This window comes from Tenacibaculum sp. TC6 (genome assembly GCF_050606265.1).
Lineage (GTDB): Bacteria > Bacteroidota > Bacteroidia > Flavobacteriales > Flavobacteriaceae > Polaribacter.
In genome coordinates this window covers 18,236-33,424 of the sequence record NZ_JBOCUK010000017.1, presented here as the reverse complement: position 1 = coordinate 33,424, position 15,189 = coordinate 18,236, and the positions used below count along the sequence as shown (strand labels likewise).

Here is a 15,189-nt window from a genome sequence, read left to right as displayed (position 1 = left end):
ATTCTTAAAATAATTTATAGTTAAAACTGAATAAGACAAACAAAATTCTAAATGTTAATGGTATTTGAAAAACAGCTATAGTATGCTTTTACTTTGTATTTTTAACACCTGATAAAAATTATAAATTATGGTTGTATCTTCTTTTTTACCGGCGGTAACACAAATGTTATACGATATGGAGCTTCAAAATTTTTTAGAAGGAATTACTTTTGAATGTCCTACGGTGGCACTTAATGAAAAAACTCCGGTAGTAAGATGTGTTTTAGAAGGAAAAGAATATACAAGTAAAGAAATAGACGAACTTTTTTCGGCCAGTAAAAGAACAGGGGAAAGTTTATATTATGTAGAAGAAGCGTTATTAGCACAAATAGCTCCGGACATTATTTTTACACAAGATGTTTGTGAGGTTTGCCAAATAGATACAGAATGTACAGCTGCTGCAGTTGCTAAACTGCAAAAAGAACCTCTATTAATACCGTTAACACCGCAAACATTAGAAGATGTTTTTGATTCAGCGTTGGTAATTGCAAAAGCATTAGAAAGCGAAGAAAAAGGAAAATCATACATAAAAACCTTAAAAGATAGAATTGCCAAGGTTATTGATGTGCAACGCATACACCAGTTACAACCTAAAAGTGTTTTATTGTTAGAATGGATTGATCCTTTGTTTAATTGCGGACATTGGATTCCTCATCAAATTGCCTATGCTGGAGGTATCGATATGTTATCACATCCTGCCGGAGACAGTGTTGTAATACCTTGGGAAAAAATTGTAAAATATAACCCGGAGGTGTTGGTTATAGCTCCCTGTGGTTTTGGAATTAACAGAACCATGGAAGATATGAAGTTTCTGGAAGAAAAAGCAGAATGGAATAGTTTAAGAGCAGTGCAAAATAAACAAGTTTATATTGCCGACTTTGATATGTTTACTCAACCCTCTGCCAGTACCTTAGTTAACGGAATTGAATGTTTAGCTAAAATGATTCATTCTGAATACTATACAGTATCAGAAGAGTTGAGTGTTAAATTTTCAAATTATCATCATTTAATAGTTGCTAATTTATAAGAATACTATACATTTGCCGCGATTTTTGGTTTTTCTTTAATAATCTCTATTAAAGAAAATTAAAAGGGAATTCGGTGAAAAACCGAAGCTGTTCCCGCAACTGTAAGCTATTAAGCTTGTAATTAATCTTAACGTCACTGTTTACATCATCATAAATGGGAAGGCAAATTACAAGACGCAAGCCAGGAGACCTGCCATAATTCAAAACAAACTTTCGGGATAAAGGTTTATTATTTATGATAAAAAAAGTATTATTTGTATTTTCTTTTTTTTCTGTTCTGCTAGTGATCGGACAGAATGATTATAAGTTGGATGAAGTTGTTGTTAATGCTTCAAAGAAACTAAAAAGCGTATCTTTAGGACAAAAGATAGCTAGTTTTTCTGATTCAGTAATACACAGAAATACAGAATCCTTCACAGACTTACTTCGTTTTAATACAGCTCTTTATTTAAAAGAATATGGAAAGGGAGGAACTAGTTCAATTAGTTTTCGTGGAACGAGTGCATCAAATACAGCTGTGGTTTGGAACGGAATAAATATAAATTCAGTGAATAATGGCCAAACTGGGTTTAATTCATTGACTGTGAATTTGTTTGATAAGATTGATATAAGAAGTGGAGGAGGAAGCATTGAATTTGGCTCAGGAGCAATTGGAGGAACTATTCATTTAAACGATGTATTGAGTTATTCAGAAGGAATTAATACCGAAAATCAATTAGTGTTAACAGGGGGAAGTTATTCTACATTTAATTCTGTTTTTAAAACTAAAATTTCGAATAATAAGAACACTTTTGTAGCAGGAATTTCTAGAAGTTCTTCTAGTAATGATTACAGACTTTTTGGAACAGATTTTAATAATTCAAACGGAGCCTATGAAAATTATAGTGCAAATTTTGGATTTGGTTTTCGTTTAAGTAAAAAAGCAGAGTTAAAATTTCATAGTTCGAGTTATGTAGGTAATCGCCAATTTTCTGGAACACTACCTAACCCTGTATCTGCTAATGAAAAATTTAAAGATATTAGCAGTAAAAACCTTTTAATTTTTGGGTATAAAGAAGGTAAAAGTGCTCATGAGGTTAAGGTTGCATATTTAACACAAAAGTATCTGTACTACCCAGATAAATTTGCTTCTACTTATAATTTTGGAGAGTCCGGAAGATATATTATAGCTTATAATATAGGACTACCTTTGTTTGATAATAAAGCTGCCTTTAATTCTTATTCAGAGTATGAGTCTACTTTTGGAAGAACAGATAGGATTAATAGAAAAAATAGAAATCAGATATCTCAATCAATTATTTATAATCAAAGAATTGGAAAGTTAATTTCTTATAACTTAAAGGTTAGGAAAGATTTCAATTCAGATTTTAAAGTTCCTTTTGTTTATGCAGGAGGCATTGAGATAAAACCAATTCCTAATTATTACTTTAGAATTAATGGTTCAAAAAATTACAGAGTACCAACATATAATGATTTGTATTGGCCGGGTCAAGGTAATGTAAATCTCATCCCTGAAACAGCAAAACAAGGAGAAATAGGTATAGGTTACCAAAATAAAAAGCTAAGCTTAGATATTGGAGCGTATTATATTAATACTAAAGATAAAATAGTTTGGACACCTTCAGGTGATCCCCAAAAACCGGGAGTATGGGTGCCGATTAATATCGAAAAGACTAATAATAAAGGTTTTGAAACTAATTTTAAATATGATGTTAAGATAAGAAATTACAGCTTTAAAACTAACTTAAACTATAGTTATACTTTGGCTAAAAATACCAATACAGATAAATATCTTGTATTTGTTCCTAAACAAATAGCTAATGGTAACTTAACAATTTCCCGAAAAAACTTAACATTATCATTTCAGGCTTTATATAATGGAAAAGTATACACGACAGAAGATAACGAAGAAGATTATGTTGTACATGATTTTTTTGTTATGAATACTTTGTTAGAGTATAAAATAAAAAAATATGTAAAAGGAGAGTTGGTGTTTGGGGTAAAGGTGAATAATGTTTTAGGGGAGGAATATATGGTGATGCCAAGAAGACCAATGCCTTTGAGAAATTTTAATATAAATATCAATTATAAATTTAAATAAATGAAAATTAATAAATTACTAGTAACCTTGTTTTTAGGAAGTATACTTTTTACTTCCTGTAGTGATGATTCTGAACCTCAAACTGACATTAAAGGAGATTATGAAAATGGAATATTAATTAGTGGAGAAGGTACAACATCAGTATCAGGATCAGTTTCATTTGTATCAAATGATTATTCCAGAGTTGTGAATACTATTTATAAAAAAGTAAACAATTTAGAATTTGGTGAATATGTTCAATCTATAACTTTTGATAAAGATAGAGCTTATATAGTTGCAGATAACCAAAATACAATTACTGTTGTAAATCGTTATACATTTGAAAAAGTAGGTGCTATAAATACAGGGTTATTGAAGCCAAGGTATATGACAATTATTGGCTCTAAAGGTTATATAACTAATTGGGGAGAAACTAGTAATGACAGTGATGATTTTGTTGCTGTAGCTGATTTAAATACTTTTCAAGTAGAAAAAAAGATCAATGTTATTTTAGGTCCGGAAAGAATTATTGCAAAAGAGGGTAAGTTATATGTTTCTCACCAAGGAGCATTTGGAAATAATAACAAAGTTGTTGTTATAAATGCATCAACAAATACTGTAGAAAAAGAAATAGAAGTGAAAGATAGACCAGATGAGATTTATGTTAATGATTCTGGTGCTATTGTTGTTTTATCTCAAGGAAGAACAATTTATGATACGAACTGGAATGTAACTGGGCATACTTTAGCAGCTATATCATTCATTAACACAAATGAAGGAAAGGTAACTTCTGAGCTAGTTTTTAAGGAAGGTGAGCACCCGTCTCAAATGATTATTAACGGTAATAGTATTTACTATAATTTAGGAAATGATATTTACAAGACGGATATGAATTCAACGGTGTTACCAACCTCAAAGCATCTTACAGCTGAAGCATCATATTTGTACGGGTTAGCAGCAAAAGATAATAACCTATTTGTTTTAGATGCTAGTTTTACAGGGAAAAGTAAGTTGAAAGTTTATGATTTAGGTTTAAAAACAAAGACAATAGAAAAAGAAGTGGCTTTAGGAGCATCGAAAATATATTTTAATTAGTCCCCTCCCCCCGGCTTATGAACTTAAGCTAAATTCGTAAATTAATGTAAAAAGGCTCACTTTAAGTGAGTCTTTTTTATATAAACTTATTTTTTAATTCAGGAGAAGGAATCATACAAGCATCTTTTTTTCCAAACCATGCATATCTGTTTTTAGCAATATAATCATACACTACATCTCTTAATCGGGTTGGTATAATAAGTAAGATTTTTGCCAATTTCCAAAAAGAACCAAAGTCTGCCATAATTTTAATAGCTGCGGTTGACTTTATTTCATATGATACTGATGGTTCATATAAAACTATAGAGTCAATTGTTGAGGTATCAATACCTAAATAAGAAGTGATTTCTTTACCTGTATCAGATTGTAAAGAGGTAAAAACAAAGTGGTTATTTTTATCTAGCTTAATAATTTTTAAAACGGTACTATTACAAAAATTGCAAACACCGTCAAATAAAATTACTTTTTTATTTTTGGGTAAATCAATCATTTACAAACTATTTTATATAAAAGATTCAAATTTACTACAAGTTTTTGTAACATAATTCTCAAACAAACGTCTTGTAGGAAAGTAAATTAATCAATTAACATAAAGTTAATAGCAAAAGAGTTAATAGATTGTTACTTTGGTATAAAAATTAACTAACAAATGATAAGAATAGAAAATCTTCATAAATCCTATCCAATAGGAAAAGATTCCCTTCATGTATTAAAAGGATTGAACTTGCACATTAAAGAAGGGGAATTTGTATCAATTATGGGATCGTCTGGTTCTGGAAAATCTACTTTATTAAATATTGTTGGTCTGTTAGATGTTCATGATAAAGGTAAATATTACTTAAACGAACAGTTAATTGAAAACTTAAATGAAAAAAAAGCAGCCATTTTAAGAAATAAGTTTTTAGGTTTTGTATTTCAGTCTTTTAACTTAATATCATATAAAACGGCTTTAGAAAATGTTGCGCTACCTCTGTATTATAAAGGAGTAAGTAGAAAAGAACGTTTAAAAATTGCTTTAGAGTATTTAGATAAAGTAGGATTAAAAGATTGGGCAAATCATTTACCTAATGAGCTTTCCGGAGGTCAAAAACAACGTGTTGCTATAGCCAGAGCTCTAGTAACAAAACCTAAAGTTGTTTTGGCTGATGAACCTACCGGGGCTTTAGACTCAACAACTACTGACTCAGTAATGGATTTGTTAAAAGAAATTAATGATGAGGGAATGACCGTTTTTGTAATTACCCACGAAGAAGATGTTGCAGAACAAACTGATAGAGTAGTACGATTAAAAGATGGCGTAATTATTAGCGACGAGTTAACTGAATCAGGAAAAGCTAAAGCAAAAACTCATAATTATGTTTGATATAGATCGTTGGAGAGAAATTTTTCAAAGTATTAGTAAAAATAAACTTCGTTCTGTATTGTCTGGGTTTACTGTAGCTTTTGCTATTTTACTTTTCACCTTACTTTTTGGTATCGTATCCGGATTGCAAAATCAATTTAAAACAGCTTTTGTTGATGATGCTACCAATGCAATTTTTGTTAGAGTTTGGAAAACTTCGAAGCCTTATAAAGGGCTTCAAACCGGAAGAAGAATTCAATTAAAAAATAAAGATTTTAATTATGTAAAGGAAGAGTACAAAGATCAAATTCAATACTTAACAGCACGTATTTATAAGAGCGTTAACATTAGTTATAAAAACAACCAAAATAATTATCAATTAAGAGCGGTGCATCCGGACCATCAGTACCTTGAAAAAACAATTATTGATGAAGGGAGATATATTAATGAGTTAGACTTAAAAAATAACGCTAAAGTTATTGTTATAGGAAGATTGGTAAAAAAAGATTTGTTTGGAGAGAAACCAGCTTTGGGTAAACGTGTTAATGTAGACGGTATTTCATATAAAGTTGTGGGGATTTTTTCAGATGAAGGAGGAGATAATGAAGAACGATTAACCTACATGCCGGTAACCACAGCGCAAAAGTTGTATGGAAATAATGATTATATCAGTCAAATAAATTTAGGATACGATCCAAAATTGAGCCTAGATGAAGCCATAGCTTTTGGAAACCGAATGGAACGTGATTTAAGAAGTAAGCTAGATATTCACCCTGATGATCAAAGTGCATTATCTATTAGAAATATGGCAGAGGCAAATAAAGGAATTAACCAATTTATGTTTGCTTTATATTTTATTGTGGTGTTTGTTGGCTCAGGAACTTTAATAGCAGGGATTATCGGAATTAGTAATATCATGATATTTGTTATTAAAGAAAGAACAAAAGAGTTTGGTATACGAAAAGCATTAGGAGCAAAACCATCTTCAATTATTGGAATGGTAATTCAAGAATCTATTTTAATAACAACTATAGCCGGTTATTTAGGATTAACAGTTGGAACTTATATTTTAAGTACCATAGGAGATGATTTAGAAGAGTTTTTTATTAAAGACCCTAGTGTGAGTCCGGGAATTGTAATAGGAGCTACTATTATATTAATTATATCGGGATTAATTGCAGGGTACTTGCCCGCTAAAAAAGCTGCACAGATTAAACCAATAGTAGCATTAAGAGCAGATTAATTATGAAATTTTTATTTGATTCAGATTCGTGGCAAGAAATTTACGGAAGTATCCGTAAAAATAAACTGAGAACTATAATTACCATTATAGGTGTTTTATGGGGAATATTTATTCTGGTTGTTTTATTGGGAGCTGCCAGAGGTATGGAAAATAACTTTAAAAGAATTTTTGGAGATTTTGCAACTAATAGTGTTTTTATTTGGACACAATCGACAGATATGCCTTTTAAAGGATTCCAAAAGGGAAGAAGATTTAACTTAACATTTAAAGATATTGAGGCGCTAAAAAGAGAATACAAAGATCAGATTAAATTTTTAGCCCCTCGTAACCAAACGAATGGTCTTTTAGTAAGGAACTTTAAAACAGGAAACTTTCAGGTTAGTGGAGATTATCCTATTCTTGATAAAATTGAAAAGAAGAATTTAATCTATGGTAGATTTATTAACCATAATGATATAGAAAATAACACCAAGGTTTGTGTCATATCCGAAGATATGTATAAGCAGCTTTTTGATAAAGGAGAAATGCCTGTTGGAGAGTATATTAAAATAAGTGAGGTAAATTATAAAGTAGTTGGAGTTTATAAATTATCAAACGGAATAGACTTAGACGGTGATACAGCATATATTCCTTTTACCACCTTTCAAAAGGTATATAATACCGGTAACACTATTGATTGGATGACGGTAACGGCAAATGAAGGCATTGATATTGTACAAATGGAAGAGGATATTGTGTTGACTTTAAAAAACATTCATAAAGTTCATCCGGAAGATAAAAGAGCATTTGGATCTTTTAACTTAGGGACACGAATAGATAAACTAAATGGTTTTTTAAAAGGAATGCAGTTTTTAACGTGGTTTGTAGGAATTGCTACTTTAATAGCAGGGGTATTTGCTATTGGTAATATCTTATTAATTACCGTAAAAGAAAGAACTAAAGAAATAGGAATTCGTAGAGCTATTGGAGCTACACCAAGTAGTGTTAGAAGACAAATAATATTAGAATCGGTATTCTTGACAACAATTGCAGGAATGTTAGGAATTATATTTGGTGGATTTGTGTTGTATTTGCTCGATATGCTAGCAGGGCAAGGAGATGATCCTACTTTAGTAAATCCAACAGTAAATATTCCAATTATAATGATAGCTTTCGGAATATTAGTAATATTAGGCACATTAATAGGGTTAATCCCAGCACATATGGCAACTTTAGTAAAACCAATTGAAGCATTAAGAGAAGAATAAAAAATAATCAACAAATCAATCATGAGTAAAAGAGCAAAAATCATATTAGGAATTATAGCAGTATTGTTTGTGGCTGTTCTAATTTGGTTAGGTAAAAAAAATCAAAAAAGTATTGTTACCTATGAAACAGAAAAACCATTTAAAACTACGATAGAAAAAAAGGCAGTAGCCACAGGAAAAGTAATTCCTTTAGAAGAGGTAGCTTTAAAGCCTCAAATTTCCGGAATTATTGATAAAATTTTTGTAGAAGAAGGAGCTATTGTAAAAACAGGAGATTTAATTGCTACTGTTAGAGTAGTGCCCAATATTCAATCATTAAACTCGGCAAATGGTCAGGTTAAAAATGCGCAATTAACCTTTGAAAATGCACAAGTTCAATTTGAAAGAAACAAAAAATTATTTGACAGAGGAGTAATATCTCGTCAAGATTATGAAAACTCTCAATTGAATTTTAATAATGCTAAGCAAAGTTTGTACAATGCAAAATCTGATTTAGATATTATTAAAAGAGGAACAACAGCCGGATTAGGAAAAACGGCCAATACAAATATCAGAGCTACTACTTCAGGAATGATTGTTGAAATTCCGGTTAAAAAGGGATATCAGGTAATTCAAAGTAATAACTTTAACGAAGGAACAACCATTGCTACTATTGCAGATATGACTAAGATGATTTTTGAGGGAAAGGTTGATGAGTCAGAAGTAGGTAAATTAGTAAGAGGAACGAATATACAAGTATCATTAGGAGCTATAGAAGGAAAAAAATTCCCTGCAAAATTAAATTTCATTGCACCAAAGGGAACAGAAGAAAACGGAGCAGTACAATTTAAAATTAAAGCGGATGTAACTTTGGATAATCAATATTTTGTAAGAGCAGGATACAGTGCTAACGCTGATATTGTTTTAGAAAAGAAAGATAGTGTGTTATCAATCAAAGAATCATTATTACGTTTTGATAAAGAAACTGAAGATCCTTATGTCGAAGTTAAAAAAGGAGAAGGTGATGATGCTGAATTTGAAAAGAAAACAGTTAAGTTAGGAGTGTCTGATGGAGTAAATATTGAAGTGTTAGACGGAGTTACTGCTAACGATGAAATTAAAATATGGAACAAGGCATCTAAAGACGATAAAAAAGAAGATAAATAGAGTTGAATAAAATAATTGAGTCGTCCTAAAATAGGTTGACAGATTTAAAAAATATTATTTAAACCAGAGAGGTTAGCTTTTCTGGTTTTTTGTTGTGTATAAAATTAGGAGTTTTCATATTCAAACTCAAGTGAGGTCTTAAATTATTATAAACATTTATTGATTGTTCAACGAGTTTTTCCAATTCCTTACCTGTATTGCATTTATAAATTAAAAATTCATGTTTCAAAATACCATTGATTCTTTCTGCTAAAGCATTTTGATAACAGTCATACCCATCGGTCATTGATGATTTGATTCCTTGTTGAACTAGTTTGTTTTGATATATTGCTGAACAGTATTGTAATCCTCTGTCAGAATGATGAATCATTGGTCCAGATGTAATTCTATTTTTAATAACCATACTTAAAGCTTTAACCACATTTTCAGCTCAAATAGTTTCTGCAAATGCAAACGGTGTATATGGAGTTGGAGATTATAATGTAAGTAATTTGACCTATGATACTAATGGAAATATTAAATCGTTAAAAAGAAATAAAAATACTGAAAATGGCTCAAATGCCATGGATGATTTATCGTATATTTACAAAACAGATAAACCTAATCAATTACTTAGAGTGCATGATGCTGTAACAATAGATACACAAGCGAATGATATTAAAGATCAAACCACGGCTGCTAATTACCAATACAACAGCATTGGTCAGCTCACAACTAATACTGATGAAAAGGTAAATTATGAGTACAATGCAAGTGGTTTAGTAACCAAAGTGCTTTATAATAATAAACTACGTGTACAGTTTTATTATAATGATAAAGGATACAGAACTAAAAAAGTAAGTTATAAAAATGATGGTAGTACTGTAGAGAAAACTACAGATTATGTATTAGATGTTTCCGGAACGGCTATGGCAATTTATGAAAACCAACAGTTAAAAGAGTTACCAATTTATGGAGCTTCACGTTTAGGAATGTACAATAAAGTAACCGGTACAAGCGTTTATCAGTTAACGGATCATCTGGGTAATGTACGTTCGGTAATTGCTAAAAACGGGAATAATGCAGTAGCAGCTACCAGTACAACCGATTATTATCCCTTTGGGATGCCAATGCCTAATAGGCAAATCGTTAACGGCGAACCGTATAGATATGCCTACCAAGGACAGGAAAAAGATCCTGAAACTGGAAAGGAAGCGTTTCAATTGCGTTTATGGGATGCTAGAATTGGTAGATGGTTGACTACGGATCCTTATGGGCAGTTTAATAGCCCTTATTTAGGTATGGGGAATGACCCTATAAACGGTATTGATCCAGATGGTGGATGGAAAACAAGATTCGGTGCATGGTGGTTTAGGTTTTGGAACGGAACAGGTGGAGAGATTTATGAAAATGAACATGGAGATTTTGGATTAGATTTTGGATCTAACGAGGCTAATTATAATTCAGATGGAGGGATTGATTTTGGAGAAGTTTCTCTTGTTTTTAGTCCAACAGGTTATTATGATTTAGTTGGTGATTATAAAAATGGATGGTCATTTGATAGCTTTGGTAATGGTCAATTTCATGGAGTGATAATTCCAACACCTGAGAGAAAGAATTTGATTGCAAGAACAAAAAGATGGTCTGAAGATATTGATAGTAATACGTCCTATGGTATGCAGGGTGTTAAAAATGGAGTGCAAAAGGGATATTCAGTAGTAGATAAGGTTTACGTATTTGGAAGTGGTTGGGCTTTATTTAATCCATCTGGGAATATTTCTCATTTAGATGGAACTCCTATCGATAGAGGTAGTCTTGAGCATATTAATATGGGGGTTGATGGCTTATATACTATTATGCCATTACCTGTAAGGACTAATGCTACTATGAATATGGGGCAGTTTAATAAAGCTTTTAAAGGTACTTGGATAACCAAAACAAGTATGACAGTTAGAGGGAAAATATTGAAAATACATAATATCTTACATAGGTATATAACACCGAAAAGATTTGTTAATCAGGTTAGAGGTAAAGTAGTTAATTCTGAAAATTAATTGGTAATGTTCGAAATTTTTATACAATATTTTGTAGCTTTAATAGGAGCAGCAGTTAGGTTTTTTTTTATTAACATGATTAAATATGTTTCTGCATCAAAGAAATATATTAAGTTTTCAGAATTATGGATTGGGAATAAGGATTACATGCATGAAGTAGAAAAAGAATATCTTAATGTAATTATTGGTGTGATATTTATATTAGTAATAATATTTTTAATAGCATTAATATAAAACCCGATAGCGCGGACTTGTAGTCCGTGCCCACTACGAGCAAGCAAATAATAAATATAAAAGCTACTTTGCATTAGATTGTAAGGTAGTTTTTTACTTTTAAAGAAAAATGTTATGAGTAGGAATTATAAATTTCATAATCCAGAAGGTTTATATTTTGTTAGTTTTGCTGTGGTATATTGGTTAGATGTTTTTACAAGAAATGAGTATAAGAATATATTGTAGGTTTTGTGTTTAAAGCAGAAGATTATGTATACAGTAGTGCTATAGATTATGCCGGAGAAAAAGGTATGTTAGATAATATTATTGTATTTAGGTTGTATTAATGAACATTTACCACACGATGCAATCGTGCGGCAGCTGGGGGTAGCAGCTACCAGTACAACCGATTATTATCCCTTTGGGATGCCAATGCCTAACAGGCGAACCGTTAACGGTGAACCATATAGATACGCCTACCAAGGACAAGAAAAAGACCCTGAAACTGGGAAGGAAGCCTTTCAACTTCGTTTATGGGATGCTAGGATTGGAAGATGGTTAAGTCCTGATCCTTACGGTCAATATCACTCGCCATATCTTGGAATGGGGAATAACCCTATTGTTAGAGTTGATCCTGATGGGGGAAGAGATTGTTTTGTAGATGGAAAGCGAGTTCCCTGTGGTCAATTAGGAGAATCTTTAGGAGATTATGGTTATCTATTTAGTTTAATGCATGAAGGGGATAACCCAATTGGTGGAGATTATCATCAAATGACTCTGCAAGAAGTTACTGTTAATGGAAGTAATGGAGGGAATCTTAATTGGAAGAATATTCTGTATAATGAAAATCAAAATATTCAAAATTCAATTCGTTCAGCCCAAAGAAGAGGCGGAATGGAGTTTTTGAACTATTTATCTGTTGTCAACCCTTGGATGTTTAGTTTTGGTGCATCAGCTCAATTAGTTAATGTTGGAAAAAATGGTTTCCAGAGATATGCTTGGAAGAATTATTTGAATACAAGTTGGAGACCAGCTGTTAGGGAATTTAGTTATGCAGCATCATATAAAGTGCCAGTTTATGAAAAAACTATTTATAATATGATGGCACCTGAGGGAGGAATACTTGATTTAACAGGAAGTGCTCCTAAAGGATATGATCAATATTGGTTTATGCCCAAAAAGTTTTGGAAGGTCGAATATACAATTGCAAAACAAGAACAGTTGTTTGGTATGAGATATGCTCAGAGTAGTTCAATAAGACCTTGGGCCGCTAATCCCGATGCAATGCCTTTAGGTTTAAGAAGATTGGTTGCTTTTAGTTCAATTCCATTAGTAGTTAATTATAGAATTCATAGTCATATAAAAAAACAAAAGAAATAGCCTATAATTTATGTTTAAGTTTTTTAAAAGAAATAAGAGGATTGGTTTAATTAATAGAGTTAAGTTTATATCTGATAATATAAAAGTTAATTTCCAACTAGATATGTTAAGAGATAATCGAGTGGATTTTCAAATGACTAGACAAAAAACTTTAAAAAAGTTCGGTATAAATGATATCGAGAATCCTAATGGTATTGCTTTTCTGTTAAGTTTTAATAATGATAAAAAAGATAATGACTTGAATGAAAGAAGGTTTTTGAGTTCTGATTTATCTAATGAATCAAAAATAATTGATATTTTAGGAAGAACCTATATAGTTTTGGGAAGAAATGATTTCGACTCAATAATGCAGAAAATTACTCAAATAGGAAAAGAGGTTTATGATTGTGATTATAATGAGTCAGCAATTATTTTTAATAAAATTCCAGATTAATCCCCTGCTAGCGCTCGTTTGTAACGAGTGCCGAGTATGAGTAAGTAATAAGCATTGTATAAATAAAAAGCTACCTTACATTGTTTTGTGAGGTAGTTTAGAAAACCCTCGCTAGCGCTCGTTTGTAACGAGTGCCGTCAACGATAATAACAAGAAACTATACTATAAAAGTGTAGTTTTTTGTATTTTAGATTTATGAGTAGAAAGTATAAATTTCATAACAAAGCAGGTTTATATTTTGTTAGTTTTGCTGTGGTATATTGGTTAGATGTTTTTACAAGAAATGAGTATAAGAATATATTGTAGGTTTTGTGTTTAAAGCAGAAGATTATGTATATAGTAGTGCTATAGATTATGCCGGAGAAAAAGGTATGTTAGATAATATTATTGTATTTAGGTTGTATTAATGAACATTTACCACACGATGCAATCGTGCGGCAGCTGGGGGTAGCAGCTACCAGTACAACCGATTATTATCCCTTTGGGATGCCAATGCCTAACAGGCGAACCGTTAACGGTGAACCATATAGATACGCCTACCAAGGACAAGAAAAAGACCCAGAAACTGGGAAGGAAGCTTTTCAACTTAGACTTTGGGATGCTAGAATTGGAAGGTGGTTGAGTCCTGATCCTTATCACCAATATCCGTCACCATATCTTGGAATGGGGAATAATCCAACAGTAATGACAGATCCAGATGGAGGTTTTACTTGTTATATGGATGGGAAGGTAGTTCCATGTAATGATCTTTCAAAATTTTTGGGACACAGTGCTTTAGAGTCTATATTTTTTAATGCTACTTACGGAAGTGATTTTGCAGATTACCATCAAACAACTCTTCAAGAAGTTACAATTAATGGAAGTAATGGAGGATATCTTAATTTTAAAAATATTTTATATGAGCAAAATCAAGATTTTCAAAACAAAATTACAAACGCACAAGAGAAAGCAGGTTTAGAGTTTTTAAGTTATTTATCTGTAATAAATCCTTGGACTTTTGCAGGAATGATTCCCGCTGCAAGTGTTGCGACTTATGATGCTTCACTTGTAACACTTTATAGAGGAGTAAATTCTTCTGCAGGAAAAGCCTATAAAGATGCATTAAAAGGAGTTGTAAAACCTAGAGGAGGAAGGTTTGGTCATACTGATGTTGTCAAACATAATACTGGTTTAAATGGGACAGTAGAAAGTGCCATGACTTCATGGACTACTAATAAAGATGTTGCTCTTAACTATGCGTATAGAGGTGCTTCAAAAGATGGAGTTTTGTTAAAACTAAAAGTTCCAAGTAGTAAAATAATAAAAAGTGTAAATAGAAAAAGTGTAAACCTTATACATAAACCTGGAACTGTGGTTAGTGAATCTGAAAAACTTTTGAAAGGGAGTATAAAGACTTTTGATTTTAAAAAAGTAAAATTTTAAATTATGGAAATACCTAAATTAGGAAATGGAAAATATCTTATAATGAAAGCTGATAAAAAAACAGGGCATATTCTCAATAATGAGGGGGATATATATATCAATAATGATGTCGGTTATTTTATAGTTAAGAATACGAAAGATGAAGCAATTGAATATGCAAATTTAGGTATTATAGAAAATAAAGAACTGGAGTTTATTATATATGATGAAAAAGCTGAATTTGTTGCAATGATAGATTATACCCAAGATGGTGCTAGTATGTCCAAGTAATGGCTACCGCTAGTTTGTAACTAGTGGCGAGTATGAGTAGGCCAAACAGCAAACAATAAATATAAAACTACTTTACATTAGATTGTGAAGTAGTTTTTTGGGTTTAAGAAGAATAATCTTTTTTAGCGTTAAAGTCCCCTGATAGTTCTAGTATGTCAAAGTAAGGCTACCGCTAGTTTGTAACTAGTAGCGAGTAGGAGTAAGCCAAGTAATAATAT

13 protein-coding genes, 1 pseudogene and 1 riboswitch are annotated in these 15,189 nt (G+C 31.5%); of the genes and pseudogenes, 12 read left to right on the top strand and 2 right to left on the bottom strand.

The window, feature by feature from the left end:
- The first annotated feature begins 127 nt into the window (after positions 1-127).
- The 3 genes from ACQY1Q_RS10640 (at position 128) to ACQY1Q_RS10630 (ending at position 4,242) form a co-directional block, all read left to right on the top strand.
- Positions 128-1,066, top strand: coding sequence for an ABC transporter substrate-binding protein (locus tag ACQY1Q_RS10640; protein WP_431005298.1), 939 nt, complete (start codon positions 128-130; stop codon positions 1,064-1,066).
- Positions 1,067-1,075: 9 nt separating this feature from the next.
- A riboswitch (cobalamin riboswitch) is annotated at positions 1,076-1,279 on the top strand.
- 23 nt (positions 1,280-1,302) lie between these two features.
- Entirely contained in the window at positions 1,303-3,168 is a 1,866-nt protein-coding gene (locus tag ACQY1Q_RS10635; RefSeq protein WP_431005297.1) for a TonB-dependent receptor plug domain-containing protein, read from the top strand.
- Complete coding sequence (locus tag ACQY1Q_RS10630) at positions 3,169-4,242, top strand: YncE family protein (RefSeq protein ID WP_431005296.1); 1,074 nt, start codon at positions 3,169-3,171, stop codon at positions 4,240-4,242.
- Between the two features lie 76 nt (positions 4,243-4,318).
- Here ACQY1Q_RS10630 and ACQY1Q_RS10625 read toward each other — a convergent pair whose 3' ends face one another.
- A complete protein-coding gene (locus ACQY1Q_RS10625; RefSeq protein ID WP_431005295.1) occupies positions 4,319-4,732 on the bottom strand; it encodes a thiol-disulfide oxidoreductase DCC family protein in 414 nt (137 codons plus the stop codon).
- Positions 4,733-4,891: 159 nt separating this feature from the next.
- Between ACQY1Q_RS10625 and ACQY1Q_RS10620 the strand changes: the two genes are divergently transcribed.
- Genes ACQY1Q_RS10620 through ACQY1Q_RS10605 form a run of 4 tightly spaced genes read left to right on the top strand, consistent with a single transcriptional unit; the run spans position 4,892 to position 9,220 of the window.
- On the top strand, positions 4,892-5,605 hold the full coding sequence (locus tag ACQY1Q_RS10620; RefSeq protein WP_431005294.1) for an ABC transporter ATP-binding protein: 714 nt from the start codon (positions 4,892-4,894) through the stop codon (positions 5,603-5,605).
- Positions 5,598-6,827 (top strand): ABC transporter permease, encoded by a 1,230-nt coding sequence (locus tag ACQY1Q_RS10615; RefSeq protein WP_431005293.1) that lies wholly within the window; start codon positions 5,598-5,600, stop codon positions 6,825-6,827. Before ACQY1Q_RS10620 ends, ACQY1Q_RS10615 begins: the two co-directional genes overlap by 8 nt.
- Before the next feature lie 2 nt (positions 6,828-6,829).
- Positions 6,830-8,074: an ABC transporter permease gene (locus ACQY1Q_RS10610; RefSeq protein ID WP_431005292.1), complete on the top strand. Its 1,245-nt coding sequence runs from the start codon at positions 6,830-6,832 to the stop codon at positions 8,072-8,074.
- A 21-nt stretch (positions 8,075-8,095) separates the two neighbouring features.
- Complete coding sequence (locus tag ACQY1Q_RS10605; RefSeq protein WP_431005291.1) at positions 8,096-9,220, top strand: efflux RND transporter periplasmic adaptor subunit; 1,125 nt, start codon at positions 8,096-8,098, stop codon at positions 9,218-9,220.
- 58 nt (positions 9,221-9,278) lie between these two features.
- On the opposite strand, the pseudogene ACQY1Q_RS10600 reads toward ACQY1Q_RS10605, so the two are convergent.
- Positions 9,279-9,650, bottom strand: a pseudogene (locus ACQY1Q_RS10600) (transposase); the annotation flags it as partial.
- Positions 9,651-9,711: 61 nt separating this feature from the next.
- On the opposite strand from ACQY1Q_RS10600, the gene ACQY1Q_RS10595 reads away from it, so the two are divergent.
- The 5 genes from ACQY1Q_RS10595 to ACQY1Q_RS10575 all read left to right on the top strand — a co-directional run bounded on the left by ACQY1Q_RS10595 (position 9,712) and on the right by ACQY1Q_RS10575 (position 14,971).
- Complete coding sequence (locus tag ACQY1Q_RS10595; protein WP_431005290.1) at positions 9,712-11,253, top strand: RHS repeat domain-containing protein; 1,542 nt, start codon at positions 9,712-9,714, stop codon at positions 11,251-11,253.
- 585 nt (positions 11,254-11,838) lie between these two features.
- The gene (locus ACQY1Q_RS10590) at positions 11,839-12,846 is read left to right on the top strand and encodes an RHS repeat domain-containing protein (protein WP_431005289.1); all 1,008 of its coding nucleotides are present in this window, start codon (positions 11,839-11,841) and stop codon (positions 12,844-12,846) included.
- 133 nt (positions 12,847-12,979) lie between these two features.
- Positions 12,980-13,279 (top strand): hypothetical protein, encoded by a 300-nt coding sequence (locus tag ACQY1Q_RS10585; protein WP_431005288.1) that lies wholly within the window; start codon positions 12,980-12,982, stop codon positions 13,277-13,279.
- Between the two features lie 432 nt (positions 13,280-13,711).
- Positions 13,712-14,701: an RHS repeat-associated core domain-containing protein gene (locus ACQY1Q_RS10580; RefSeq protein ID WP_431005287.1), complete on the top strand. Its 990-nt coding sequence runs from the start codon at positions 13,712-13,714 to the stop codon at positions 14,699-14,701.
- Between the two features lie 3 nt (positions 14,702-14,704).
- The gene (locus ACQY1Q_RS10575) at positions 14,705-14,971 is read left to right on the top strand and encodes a hypothetical protein (protein ID WP_431005286.1); all 267 of its coding nucleotides are present in this window, start codon (positions 14,705-14,707) and stop codon (positions 14,969-14,971) included.
- The last annotated feature ends 218 nt before the right edge of the window (positions 14,972-15,189 follow it).

Bases quoted from the DNA above. Each gene is read 5' to 3' on its own strand.
- ACQY1Q_RS10640 (WP_431005298.1), top strand. From the start codon at position 128: ATGGTTGTATCTTCTTTTTTACCGGCGGTAACACAAATGTTATACGAT.
- ACQY1Q_RS10635 (WP_431005297.1), top strand. From the start codon at position 1,303: ATGATAAAAAAAGTATTATTTGTATTTTCTTTTTTTTCTGTTCTGCTA.
- ACQY1Q_RS10630 (WP_431005296.1), top strand. From the start codon at position 3,169: ATGAAAATTAATAAATTACTAGTAACCTTGTTTTTAGGAAGTATACTT.
- ACQY1Q_RS10625 (WP_431005295.1), bottom strand. From the start codon at position 4,732: ATGATTGATTTACCCAAAAATAAAAAAGTAATTTTATTTGACGGTGTT.
- ACQY1Q_RS10620 (WP_431005294.1), top strand. From the start codon at position 4,892: ATGATAAGAATAGAAAATCTTCATAAATCCTATCCAATAGGAAAAGAT.
- ACQY1Q_RS10615 (WP_431005293.1), top strand. From the start codon at position 5,598: ATGTTTGATATAGATCGTTGGAGAGAAATTTTTCAAAGTATTAGTAAA.
- ACQY1Q_RS10610 (WP_431005292.1), top strand. From the start codon at position 6,830: ATGAAATTTTTATTTGATTCAGATTCGTGGCAAGAAATTTACGGAAGT.
- ACQY1Q_RS10605 (WP_431005291.1), top strand. From the start codon at position 8,096: ATGAGTAAAAGAGCAAAAATCATATTAGGAATTATAGCAGTATTGTTT.
- ACQY1Q_RS10585 (WP_431005288.1), top strand. From the start codon at position 12,980: ATGACTAGACAAAAAACTTTAAAAAAGTTCGGTATAAATGATATCGAG.
- ACQY1Q_RS10575 (WP_431005286.1), top strand. From the start codon at position 14,705: ATGGAAATACCTAAATTAGGAAATGGAAAATATCTTATAATGAAAGCT.